The following is a 13,262-nucleotide window of genomic DNA, read 5'->3' as shown; positions in this document are numbered from 1 at the left end:
CATCTCGTCCTGATTTCTAAATATGATCGGACAGCAAAATTTCTAACTTCAATTTAAGTAGAAATTCACACCACTATTAATTGAGCAATTATAAGAAAATTTAGATTTCTGAACGAAAGTCGGAACGTCATATAGGTACGCTTCAAAGTGAACATTGCCATTCTTATACACAGAGTATCGCATGACTTGCTGAATCGGTTTGCCAGTAGTTTGTTCAACAACTAACTTAGCTTCGGCGAATGACAAAACATCGTTGGTGAGCCGATATCCTTCGATAGGTGAACCACCACGCGTGCTACTAGGAAGCGTACCAACCTCCGGAGTACAGTAGGATAGGTCGATCGAAAATGAAACAGGAAGGCCATGATCAAGCGCTTTAATGATTTCTGATTGCTTATTAAGTGGTAATGGAAATGGCAGTGCGATAGCCGAGCTTACAGGTAACAACGATAACAATAATGGGCAGAAAAAAGTAATGCGTTTCATCAGGACATTTCCTTAAATTTTAGTTAGGTGGTGACATAAAAGCAGTTCACCGAATTTAAGAATATATAAACTCAATGATATTCCCATGTGAATCTTTAATTAATATTTTTATTGCGCGTAATAAATCACACTCCTTCTGAGATAAACATAAAAATTATTAAATGAAGTAAAAATGAAATAGTAATTTAAAATTCAAAAAATTAAGGGGATTGAGGGGCTGAAGCATATTATCCAGGACACTTTATTAATAATTTTCATGATATTTCGTAGTTAAAGATGATCAAAATAAAAATCCATTTTCTAGTAAATTCTAATTAAAATTATAGATTTATTGCATCTTATTGAAGTTTTGAATGAAATAGCACACTAGTGGCAACCTATACAATCACCCTCAACTAGAACAAAAAAGTACGTTATTTAAATCTCTCCTTAAAGGATCATAGGGCTATAAGATTAATAAATATCCACTCAGATAATAACCTTTTACCTCATGTATTTTTCAATGAATAATAAATCTTATTTTTGATATTTATTGAGCTATTAGTGCACAGTAAATTCTTTGTCTTTCTACGGAACTGGAATATCCACTTATTAAAAAAGGAAATCGTGATTCGTGACGCATAAAAAAGGGGCCAAAAAATAATTTCCATTAAAGAATTCTACCTTTTTACTAAAAGGTATATAACAATCAGCTGCGTTTGTCTTACCTATGGCTGTTAGTCACCATGACTGCACAAAAAACTCTTTCCGAATGGCTTGCATATATCCAACAACAACACCCGCAGTCAATCTCTATGGGCTTGGAGCGCGTGAGCGCTGTGGCCAAGTCAATGGGGTTGGTCCATCCGGCGCGGCACTGCATTGTAGTCGGAGGGACTAATGGCAAAGGGTCGACAGTAGCGTTCATTGAGGCGATAGCGCGCGCGGCAGGTTGGAAAGTCGGCACCTACACCTCACCCCACCTACTGCGGTACAACGAGCGAGTACGCATTGATGGCAGAGAGGTTGATGATGCACTCCTGGTCGAAGCTTTCTCCAGGGTTGAAGTAGCACGCAAACAAACTGAACTGACTTTTTTTGAGTTTGGCACTTTGGCTGCTTTCTGGTTATTTTCGCGCGCCGTGCTTGATTTGGCGATACTGGAAGTGGGACTAGGTGGGCGCCTGGATGCAGTCAATTTAGTCGATGCCGACGTGGCTGTAATTACCACTGTGGACATCGACCATACCGAATGGCTAGGTAGCGATCGCGAGGCCATCGGTAAAGAAAAAGCTGGCATTATTCGAAGTTGGAAGCCAGTGGTGCTGGGTGAGCTTGACCCGCCATCAAGCGTTCTGCGCCATGCCTACTTACTTGGTGCCAATGCGATCCGCGCTGGTAGCGATTTTTTCTACGAAAAAATCAATGAAAAGCACTGGCGCTGGTGGGATGTTTCACTATGCATGGAGTTACCCTTGCCTGCACTCAGTGCACCAATACAGCTAGCCAATGCAGCCTCTGCAATTGCTGCGTTGCGTGCGCTGCCACGAACTCTACCATTTGAAGCTTGGAGCGACGGTATAGCAAAAGCAACGATTGCTGGACGGTTACAAGCATTCCAGATAGGAGCTATTCAAGTCTTGCTTGATGTCGGTCACAACCCGCAAGCTGCACAGGTACTCGCTTCTGCGCTGCGTACTCAACCGATACAAGGTAACGTTACCCATGCAGTCTATGCTGCGCTGGTCGATAAGGATGTGCTAGGAGTCGCTACTGCTCTGGCTGAGATAGTGACACATTGGCACTTGGCTGGGCTGGATTGCTTACGTGGGCAATCGGCTGAATGTTTGGCTGGACGACTTGCAGAAATATCAGTGGTACCTTCCAGCCTTTCCGGAAGCGTTACCGAAGCATTACAGCAAACGTTACAAACTGCGGCTCCAGGTGACCGGGTACTTGTATTCGGCTCGTTCCATACCGTAGCTGAGGCTTTGCTACTGCTTGGTTCATTTGACAAGAGTGAAGCATTGCCAGTAGACGTATAATCTATAACGCTTTAATTTTAGTGTGGTGCTTTCCAACAGTGGACATTGCTTTGAAACAGCGACTGATCGGTGCCGTCATTCTAGTGGCGCTCGCCGTAATATTCTTACCGTTGCTGATCAGGGGGCCCGCCCCTGATAGTGGTGTGGCCGATGTGCCCCTAAAAGCGCCATCTGCCCCCAACGACGCCAAGTTCGAAACTCGTGAATTGCCTTTACCCTCACCCACTACTACAAGCAATACCACGCAAATAGGTAATGCACCACTGCAACCGCCCCAAAACATAGTAAAAGAAAGCTCAGATGTCCTTGACGCAAAAAGAACATTGCCACCTGACGTCGCAGCCGGTAACTATGCGGTTAACTTTGGGGCCTACTCCAGCCCTATTGATGCTAATAAGGTGATTGTGCGACTTAAACAGGCTCAATTGCCGGGATTCAGTGAAAAGACTCAGGTCAACGGTGCCGCTGCTTGGCTCGTACGTATTGGCCCATACGCTGACCAAGCACAGGCCGAAGCAGTGCGTCTGGAGGCAATCAAGATACGAAGCGACGTTAACGCACGTGTGGTTGTTTTAGACGCAAAGGCGGAAAGTCCCGTCGCTAAGCCTCAGGTGTCAAGTACACCTTCACAATTTAAATCAACCTCTTCTGTACCGGTACAAACTCAAACTTCTAAACTACCGGTGAAACACACTCAACCTCCTGCTACTGGCGCTACCGCAGCTGCTACTAAATCGTCCTCCTCACCTACCAAGACACCCGTAACATTCCCCATAGCACCTAAGACTAGTATCGGTTTCGCCGTGCAATTAGGTGCATTTGTTCGACTCGAAGACGCTAATGCCTTGTGTGATCGTGCGCGTGCAGCTGGTTTCAATGCATTCGTCGAGCAAGTCAACACTGATCAAGGTTCACTACACCGTGTCAGAGTTGGACCAGTGCCTAAACGGGAAGCTGCGGATCAACTTAAAGCGCAAGTGGCGGCTAAAATCGGCATTATCGGCATGGTACGGTCACACCCTTGATTACCAATGTCCCTACAACTCCATGAAAGGCATTCGTACATGATCGGCTACAGTTCACCGTTATTAAAGCTGCCGCGATGATTGATCTGATCCTAGCCATCATCATCTTGGTTTCCGCATTATTGGGCCTATTACGTGGCTTTGTCAGCATTATAATAAGTACCTCCTCCTGGCTACTGGCCAGCTGGGCGACATTTGAGTTTGGCAATACAGCGAGTCATTGGCTAGCAAGCCATGGTATTCCATCGACTACTGAAATATTGTGTGGTTATGCGTTGGTGTTCATCGGGACTTTGATGACAGTTGGCGCAGTGGGTATGCTGATGCACGCTGGGATCAACGCAATACGTTTAAACAACATAGACCGCATATTCGGCTTTGCCTTAGGGACGTTTCGTGGCGGCTTCATTGCTTGCTTACTGTTACTGATGATTGGCTACACTCCATTGGCGCATGAACCTGTTTGGCGCAACTCGCGATTGGTACCATTACTACAACCTGGAGTCTCATGGATGCGTGCTAAGTTACCGCAGCGTTCATCTCCATTAACACCGCAGCGGTTGCCATTGACAAGGCCAATGATAAACAGGATGGGTTCAATCAACATATCAGTATCAGACGATAATCAACTGATCAGCCGTGTATTCCCCCCTTTGTCTAGTAATGAACACGATAAATCGCATTACGTCCCAGTCCAACCTATCATCTACAAGCCAACAACCACTTATTAGTAACTATATGTACACTGGAGAACATAATCTCCTGAAAATCTAAAGTTCACGGCCCAGCACCTACAAACTCACAGTAATGCAGTCCCAAGAAGCTGCAGCGGAGAACTCTCAATCATGTGCGGTATCCTCGGTATCGTTGGCAATCAAAACGTTGCTGGCCAACTCTATGACGGTTTGACTGTTTTGCAACATCGTGGACAAGATGCTGCAGGCATTGCCACGGCCAGTGGCACTCGCTTGCGCGTTCAAAAGGCCAATGGTTTGGTACGAGACGTATTCGATGAGCAGCGTATGGCGGTCCTTGATGGGTGTATTGGGATTGCTCATTGCCGTTATCCAACTGCTGGTTCTGAGGGGATGGATGAGGCACAACCTTTTTACGTCAACTCACCGTACGGCATTGCTCTAGCACATAATGGAAACCTTATCAACACAGAGGCGCTACACCAACAGGTGTTCGAAGCGGATCGACGTAACATCAACACCGACTCTGACAGCGAAGTATTACTTAACGTATTCGCATATGAGTTAGATGCGCAGCGTATGCTCACTCCAGAAGCGGCAATTCGTGCTGTAGCAGGAGTACATCGCCGCTGTAAGGGCGGCTACGCCGTAGTGAGCATGATATTAGGGCTGGGACTTGTTGCATTCCGCGATCCACACGGTATCCGTCCGTTGGTGCTGGGAAAGCGTGTACATACCGAAGGTGATGAATATATGGTCGCTTCCGAATCAGCTGCACTCGATATCCTAGGGTTTATACGTATACGCGATGTACGTCCAGGTGAGGCTGTGGTGATTACTGCACGTGGCGAACTGTTTTCAGAGGTCTGTGCTACACCTACCAACCATACTCCATGCATTTTCGAGTACGTTTACTTCGCACGTCCGGATTCGATGATCGATAATATTTCAGTACATAAGGCACGCATGCGTATGGGTGTGAAGTTAGGTGAAAAGATCCTGCGCTTGCGCCCGAATCACGATATCGACACCATTATTCCGATACCGGATACCTCGCGGGATGCAGCGCTGGAAATATCTAACGTGCTCGGCGTAAAGTATCGCGAAGGTTTCGTTAAAAATCGCTACGTTGGCCGTACTTTTATCATGCCGGGACAGGGAGAGCGAGTTAAGTCAGTACGTCGTAAACTTAACCCAATCCATCTGGAGTTCCGAAACCGCGTGGTGCTGTTGATTGATGATTCAATTGTTCGCGGTACCACCAGCCGCCAGATTGTCCAGATGGTAAGAGATGCTGGTGCACGCAAGGTGTACTTAGCAAGTGCTGCGCCACCTGTGCGTTATCCAAATGTGTATGGCATTGATATGCCAGCTGCAGATGAATTAATCGCACATGATCGGACTGAGCAGGAAATACAATCCCTTCTTGGCTGCGATTGGTTGATTTACCAAGATTTAGAGGATCTAGAAAACGCTGTGCGTGAGGGAAACCAAGAAATCAAGCAATTTGATTCCTCATGCTTCAATGGTCATTACATCACTGGAATTGAACGGGGCTATTTAGATCGCATCCGTCAACTACGCTCCGATGAGGTAAAGCGAAAATAATACAATTAATATATTTTTCGATAATAAAATTAGTCTAAAGCTAATTACCTATCTCAAAAAAAGCGGCGAACCCAGCCCCCCGGCATGGATCCACCGCAAAGAAATATTATTCTTATATTAAGAATAACTATGTTTCTAAAAGGCTATGCTATATCGCTATATTAATAATTGGAGATCCATGAATCCTGGGGAAATTAAAGTATATATACTTACCCTAATGATTATACGTGGTCTCATCGAAGAATCAATAGTTCATCTCATCAACTCAAGAGATTAGAGGGCTTTAATTATTTCTTTAGCAGGTGTTTAGTGTCTAACTCTCGTTCCATAAAGCGAGTAAGAGCAAATCAATAGCTACGAGTGCAAAATGTATATACCGAGAGACAATCTTTTATTTGTAAAACGAAAAAACACACCCTGAAAAAACACGCCCTCTTGGTAATCTTTTCAATTACATAGAAATTCAAAACACATTCATCCCACCACATGTTAAATGTGGCCACAAACATTGCGTAAGGCATTTTCAATTGTATCTAGATCAGGCAATAGCGCTTGAGTTTCACTAAGAAGTACACGCATATGTACTCCCTGCGGTAATATCTCCTCAGATGCATCCGCAAGTAGGCTGTCACGTGATACCGAAATCAACTGAGGGAATGAGCCAGTAAGTAAAGCAAAATAAGGCAGGTCAGAGTGACAGCCAAGCGCCTTCATTAGGATCACCTTATTACTCTGGGTAGTCACTTCCTCATCCAGGCCGATAAAGCGAGCAAAGGAAACCAACGGTACCTTCCAGGCGTACCAAACAATTTTGCCAACTAACCAAGAAGGCACATCGTTCAACGACTCGACCGACACGCCCGACATTACCTCAGCCACCACCGCATTTGGTAATAGCACTCGTTCGCTACCAGTCTGTATAAGAATTCCATGGATTTCATCTTGGTTGATATAGCTCATTGAAGGTAGTTTCCTTACATATCAATGTTTAGTCGGCCAACGTGCACTTAAAGCATGTGCTAGTTGGGTAGGATTACCGGAAAATTGTCCATCAAGCTCGATAAGCGACGCTGCTGTGGGATCGTAACAGCCGGCACTTGCCTGACCTGCAACCCATCCCCCCAGATTGGCAAACGCTAATATATCTGGAACCACGGTCGGACTAGCACCACTAAGCAACAGCACTGCGCTATTCGTAGGGGATAATTTTTCTACCAGGAGGGCCGTTGAATTTTCTGAGGACATACAGAACACAAAGACATCGTTGCTCAATGAGATGCCCAGATTATCCCGAAGCACATAAATACGCCCATCTTGAATGCGATGACCAGATTCAGCCAGATCAACTGGCAAAGTGGAGACTCGTCCCATTTGGCGGACTAGATTAATGTATTGACCACCATCCAGCCCATCCATTTTTATCAACACTGGATGTTTGAAACCAGCGGGTAATGCGGCGAGTAGGCGCCGGATCGCATCGGGCCCACCGATACCAGCCAGCACTAGCACAGCACCGAATGAAGGCGGCGGCACACAACTCTGAGCTAGACTAAATGTCTCGGAGCGAGTTTGGTCAACGATGACTTCATCGACCAATTGCCAACCAAGCGTCCAAGATCCTAGTGGTGCTAATGGAGCTGCTGGCAATGGTGCTAGTACCGGTTCCTTTGTTGAAAATGAGGTCATTAATTGTTCAGTATTTGAGGCCAACTCGGCATCATCAGTGGGTATTTCCAGGGATATCTCTGCTGAATCATCGACATGCAAATTTTCCAGGTTAGGTGCTAGATCCATTGCAGGATTTGCTTCAACATTAATAGCTTGTGGCAATGCATTGTCTTGACCTTGTAACTTCGCTAGCAAGTGCCGACTCCAACGTTGTGCCTCCCAACCTTGACGACGAGCAATCAATTCGGCCTCATCGAAAATCACAGTCAAGCCAGGCTGCTGCAGCACCACATCTAACGTCTCTAGCGCCTCTTCTATTACTGGTTCAAGGGCGATTACCACAACTTCTGGTGTGACCCCAAGCAAAATTCGTATGTCAAGTACACGAGGATCCTCCTCAAGTACAAGATCAACACCTGCTTGTATTAACACTTCACGCAAGCGCTTTCTCGCCGAGCCAGCACACCCCAGTAATGCAACCAACTTACCTTGGACGCTATCATTCTCGGACACGAACAACCCCTAATAAATCATATACATTTTTCATCAAATCAAATTCTTGGTAAGGTTTCCCAAGATAGCGCTGCACACCAATTTCAAAGGCACGTTGACGATGTTTGTCACCGCTGCGAGAGGTAATCATTAGAATAGGTATACTCTTGAAGCGATCATCAGCGCGCATAGCAGCGACTAGTTCGTAACCATCCATGCGTGGCATCTCAATGTCCAACAACATCAAGTCTGGGATGCGTTCTTCAAGCAGTTCCAGTGCTTCAATACCATCGCGAGCAACGCTAACACTGAAGTTATGGCGTTCCAATACGCGGCTAGTTACCTTACGCATGGTGAGCGAATCATCGACTACCATGACCAATGGCATCTGAGACTGAGTAACCGGTGCTTCTTCAACCTCCAAATGTATCGGCTGATTTAAATAGCGACGCACCAAAGGCGCTAAATCCAGAATAACAATCACACAACCATCACCAGTGATCGTAGCTCCATAGATCCCTGGTACCGAAGCGATCTGCAATCCAACCGGTTTGACCACAATTTCCCGATTGCCAAGCACCTCGTCGACTGCTACTGCAACGCGCAAATCACCAGTGCGCACCAATAATAATGGCACCTGTTGGCGATCAGCATGAATTCCAGGCTGCCCAATCAGGAAACCTAGGTCATACAATACGTACTGTTCTCCATCGTAATGGTAGCTTTCATGGTCAGATTTGTAGCGCTCATGTGCAATCCGTCCGATACCAATCACTGAAGCCACCGGAACTGCAAAGGTGCTCTGACCAATCCGAATGAATACTGCCTGGGTCACAGCTAGTGTCTGCGGTAGACGCAGAGTGAAGGTTACGCCGTGACCGCGTACTGAGTTGATGCTAACCGAACCACCGAGCTGACTCACTTCGCTACGTACGACATCCATACCAACGCCACGACCAGCAAGCTGATTAACCTCATCATAAGTAGTGAACCCAGAGGTGAAAATAATTCCATCCAACTCTGCATCACTAAGATTGACATCTATCGGAATCAAACCACGCTGCTTGGCACGACGCTGAATCGCATCTCGATCCAAACCAGCTCCATCGTCGGAAACCTTTAACAGGATTTCAGAACCTTCGCGTTGCAGCTGAATCGTGATCTTACCCTCATCAGCTTTTCCAGCAGCGCGGCGTTTCTCAGGCATCTCAAGACCGTGTGCTACCGCATTGCGCAGCATGTGTTCTAATGGCGCTACCATACGATCTATCACGTTGCGATCCAACTCACCGTGAGTACCTTCCAGCACTAAATGCACATGCTTGTTAGTATCGGCTTCAGCTTGACGCACCACACGACGCAAACGCGGCAAGATGCTATTGAAAGGCACCATGCGTGCACGCATCAGCCCATCTTGTAACTCTGAGCTAACCCGAAATTGCTGCTGAAGTAGGCCATCGTATTGACGTGCCAGCTCGTCGAGTACCCCTTGTAGACCCGTCAAATCAGCTGCAGATTCGTTTAACGCACGACTGAGTTGTTGCAAAGTGGAAAAACGGTCCAATTCCAATGGATCGAAGTCACGTGAAACTAGGCTTTTTTCGTGTTGGTAACGCGCTACAATCTGCGCTTCAGTTTCCAAATCAAGTCGACGTAACTGATCGCGCAGACGCGTGTTGGTACGACCCAACTCAGACATCGCATTACGGAAAGCACTTAAACGCTGCTCCAACTGCGAACGATAGATAGCAACTTCGCCAGCATGGTTGACCAAGCGATCAAGAAGATCAGCACGTACGCGTACCTGCTCCTGAACCAAACGTTCCAGAGAGCTGTCCTCGTCTTGACCTTCCAAAGGGATTGGCAACGACAGCGGAGGGAGTATGGCAGGCGTATCTGGAAGAACCTGTGATTCTTTATCAAGAAGAGTATTTGAAGAAACATCAGCAATTAAGGAAAGCTCGGCAACCTCACCAAAGTTTGACATGCCATCATGCGTAGCACCCTGTGTACGTGCTTTGAGAGTTGCGACCAGATCGCTGGGCATTGTCACAACGCGATGTTGGCGCGTCTGTGTCAACATCTGATGCAAATAATCAAAGCTGTATTCCAGCAAGCGCATATCATCACGATTGAGCATAATGTAATCAGCCATGACTGATTCCAACATCGATTCAATGCTATGACCCAGATCACCAATCGCATTGATCCCAGCCATACGTGCTCCGCCCTTAAGCGTATGCAAGTCACGTTGTAAACCAACCAATAACTCACGGTCTTGTGGAGCTTCATGCAGCTTTGCTAATAAATTGTCACAATGGTCAAGCAGGTCGCTACTCTCCTCAACGAAGAGATCGACCAACTCAAAAGCTGGTTCATCAAAAGCCAGCAACCCAAGTTCATCAGCAGGTGACTCGTTACCAGAAACAAGGTCGTATTGATGTGCTGCTACATCTAAGTTGCTGTCAGCTGCCACCACATCACTCATTGTCGATGCGGCCACATTGTTGTATTGATGCGCTACCTCATGCTGAGGTCTATCAACAATATGCTTTTCTGGCTCGACTACAGCACTTAATGGCTCAAGCACATCCAAGTTAACACTTAAATCGTATACATCAGTCAATACATCGTTACTTAGCGACACATCCTGTGTTTGCTCCGGGACACTTTCAAGGTTTTGTTCTGCCACACTTTCAAAGTACTGCTGTTGCGACTGGCCACCATCAGGCATTGTCGTCACTAATTCAGACAAGCATGAGACCAAAGACACAAACGAAGGAATACGCGGTGAATCACTCCGCAACGCAGTCAAGGTATCGGCAATCGCTGTTGCCATTGCCGATAACACACCCACCCCTTCAACGCTTGCTTTTTGGTGCTTAGTAAGCAGGCGCTTAATATAAGTCTCCGCAGACTGCATAACCTGGGTAATTTCCGGCATCTTAGTCATAGCGAAAGCACCATTCAACGTGTGTACGGCACGTAGTAATGACTCGTTGACTGAGTAAGATTGGCCAGCAGCAGTATTTAACCAATCCTTGATAGTATCCAAATGGTTAGCAATCTCGGCTTCAAGGATTTCACGCAGTACACTGTCCACGAAAAAAGGCGCGCCCCCCTCAATCAGCTGAGGTACCAACTTTAATGTGGCTGAGTCGTCAGCAATGCTATCTGGCGACGTATAGAACGCCTCCTCACCTGATGCAACCAAATCAATCAGCGCCTGAGTTGCTTCTAAATCAGTGCTGATCGAAGCCTTACCACGTAAAGCGGCATTCATCTCCGGAAGTACCACTTCACAGGCACGTTCGACCAGTGCGACAACAGCCGGACTCGCTGCACGTGAACCATCCAGGACACGATTAATCAGGTTCTCGATCTTCCACGCAAAATGACCCAAGGTGAGAGCCCCAACCAATCGGCCACTTCCTTTGAGGGTATGAAACACACGACGGATCTGACGCAAACTGTCCATGTCATCCGGCGCAGTACCCCAGATCGTCAGCAAGCGCCGTAGATTACCCTGCTCTTCATCAAGCTCCTCAAGAAATACATCCCGGATATCACTGTCGATAATCACCCCAACATCATCTTCGAAACCTCCAGACGATAGCGGTGCAACAACAGTAGGTATACTTTGGATAACCGTCTCATCGTCAGGCATGGATTCAGTGGGCAACTCGCTGCGTCGATCTCCTTCGTATAGATCAGTAACAATGGGCTGCATCGGCTCCCCCAGCGATGCGTCGAAGATGTCGGCGCTTTCTGGCTCAACTAATGTAAGTAATTCTGATACCGCCTCCTGAAAGGTAACCGTTCCATCTTCAACCACAGTCAGTTCTGGTAGCGCTTCGTTAGGTGACATAGATTCTGTAGCCACAGCAGATAAAGTCAGCACATCTGTACTCTGTTGGGAACCAACGCTATCCCCCTCTTCAGCAGGGATGGGCCAGTAAGAGAGTGCTTCCAGACTGTTACGTGTGATTTCGAGTATGTCCTCACGTCCAGGACGTCTCTCACGCAACGCTTCTAAGTAGTATTCCAAACTGGCCATCGCATCAGCCAGAGTGTCCAGCTGACGAGCAGCAGGCACACGACGCTTGGTAATTAGCTCACACTCGATATAACGGCGTACACCCTCCAGATAGCTTGCAGCTTGTGACAACTCAAGAATTGACAACGCACCGCCAACTTCGCTGAGCAAACCTGGGACCTTAAGCAAGCGCGCTTGGTCCCAATTACTCTCAATGAAAGCAATAAAGCATTCACGGGCTGCAGTAAAATTGCTAATCGCCTCATGCGCCAGAACATCTAACGTCCGACGTGTTTCTGCGTTTGCCAGAACCACATCCGCATCAGTCTCTGCACCCAAGTTGGCGACTTGGTTGTCCAAGGAAGCATCGACATGGAGCAATGCGCCAGCGATCTCCAACAACAGCGCCTCATCAGCTTTCTCATCAGATTCAACAATACGCAATAACGCATCACGCTGTTGCAGGACCAAGCTGCCAGCCATGCCCAAACCCATCATTGCTAAAGTATCAGCAACACTACTCAGTACGGTAATCTGCGTCCTTAAATCAGTAACATCGCCACCGATACGCAGATACAGATCCAAAGCTTCTTTGACTCGGAGCAACTCTTCCTTGACTGCACTGGCAGCTGTATCCAACAGTTGGCGATTACATCCAGTCAGACTGCTACGTGCATGATCAAGTTCAACCTCAGTGGCATTGCGCACCTCAGGGTCGAAAGCAAATAACACATTCTCATTCAATCTTGATTCGCCACGCGCAGCACGGATCTCGTTAAGCAGAGGCAGAAGAACAATTGGAATATCACGATGACCGTTCTGCAAGCGTTCCAGGTAATCAGGCAGCAATAGAGTGCCGCGCATCAGTACTGCACAGGCTTCCTCGCGATCATTGACTCCATCGACTTGCATCACCTTAGCTAGCCGTTCCATTTCCTCGGCCACCATTGCGGGAGCATATAATTCAAGCATTCGCAAGGTACCCTGCACCTGATGCAGGTAATCAGCGCAAGAAAGTATCCGACTAGTGTCTACAGGGTTCTCAACGAATAACTCAATCTCCTGGCGTGCTTGGCCCAAAGCTTCATCTAGATCAGGCTTTACCCAGCCAAGCACAGCATGGCTCATCGCATCACGAAGTGCGTTCATCGAAATTCCCCTGCCACGCCACCGTTCAAAGAATGAGGTGACCACATATTTCGCTTTGATATGATGCTGTACTTCAATC

8 protein-coding genes are annotated in these 13,262 nt (G+C 47.1%); 4 read left to right on the top strand and 4 right to left on the bottom strand.

Features of this window, described 5'->3' with window-relative positions; translation table 11 throughout:
- Positions 1 to 48: 48 nt before the first annotated feature.
- Positions 49 to 486 (bottom strand): VirK family protein, encoded by a 438-nt coding sequence (locus tag F7G16_RS08050; RefSeq protein WP_004572855.1) that lies wholly within the window; start codon positions 484 to 486, stop codon positions 49 to 51.
- Positions 487 to 1,211: 725 nt separating this feature from the next.
- On the opposite strand from F7G16_RS08050, the gene folC reads away from it, so the two are divergent.
- The 4 genes from folC (at position 1,212) to purF (ending at position 5,838) form a co-directional block, all read left to right on the top strand.
- Positions 1,212 to 2,510, top strand: a complete 1,299-nt coding sequence (gene folC / locus F7G16_RS08045) for a bifunctional tetrahydrofolate synthase/dihydrofolate synthase (protein WP_004572854.1) — start codon at positions 1,212 to 1,214, stop codon at positions 2,508 to 2,510.
- Between the two features lie 38 nt (positions 2,511 to 2,548).
- Positions 2,549 to 3,535: an SPOR domain-containing protein gene (locus tag F7G16_RS08040; protein ID WP_004572853.1), complete on the top strand. Its 987-nt coding sequence runs from the start codon at positions 2,549 to 2,551 to the stop codon at positions 3,533 to 3,535.
- Between the two features lie 77 nt (positions 3,536 to 3,612).
- Positions 3,613 to 4,266, top strand: coding sequence for a CvpA family protein (locus F7G16_RS08035; protein ID WP_004572852.1), 654 nt, complete (start codon positions 3,613 to 3,615; stop codon positions 4,264 to 4,266).
- Positions 4,267 to 4,380: 114 nt separating this feature from the next.
- Positions 4,381 to 5,838, top strand: a complete 1,458-nt coding sequence (gene purF / locus F7G16_RS08030; RefSeq protein ID WP_004085453.1) for an amidophosphoribosyltransferase — start codon at positions 4,381 to 4,383, stop codon at positions 5,836 to 5,838.
- A gap of 489 nt (positions 5,839 to 6,327) precedes the next feature.
- Here the strand turns inward: purF and F7G16_RS08025 are convergent, their stop codons facing one another.
- The 3 genes from F7G16_RS08025 to F7G16_RS08015 are packed head-to-tail and all read right to left on the bottom strand — an operon-like array spanning position 6,328 to position 13,183.
- Positions 6,328 to 6,798 (bottom strand): chemotaxis protein CheW, encoded by a 471-nt coding sequence (locus F7G16_RS08025; protein ID WP_004572851.1) that lies wholly within the window; start codon positions 6,796 to 6,798, stop codon positions 6,328 to 6,330.
- A gap of 21 nt (positions 6,799 to 6,819) precedes the next feature.
- Positions 6,820 to 8,019, bottom strand: coding sequence for a chemotaxis protein CheB (locus F7G16_RS08020; protein WP_004572850.1), 1,200 nt, complete (start codon positions 8,017 to 8,019; stop codon positions 6,820 to 6,822).
- Complete coding sequence (locus tag F7G16_RS08015) at positions 8,006 to 13,183, bottom strand: Hpt domain-containing protein (RefSeq protein WP_004572849.1); 5,178 nt, start codon at positions 13,181 to 13,183, stop codon at positions 8,006 to 8,008. The genes F7G16_RS08020 and F7G16_RS08015 overlap by 14 nt, the downstream gene beginning before the upstream one ends.
- Positions 13,184 to 13,262: the final 79 nt, after the last annotated feature.

Origin of the sequence: Xylella fastidiosa, assembly GCF_011801475.1 — a bacterium.
GTDB classification, from domain to species: Bacteria; Pseudomonadota; Gammaproteobacteria; order Xanthomonadales; family Xanthomonadaceae; genus Xylella; species Xylella fastidiosa.
This window is presented reverse-complemented; position numbering and strand designations above follow the sequence as displayed.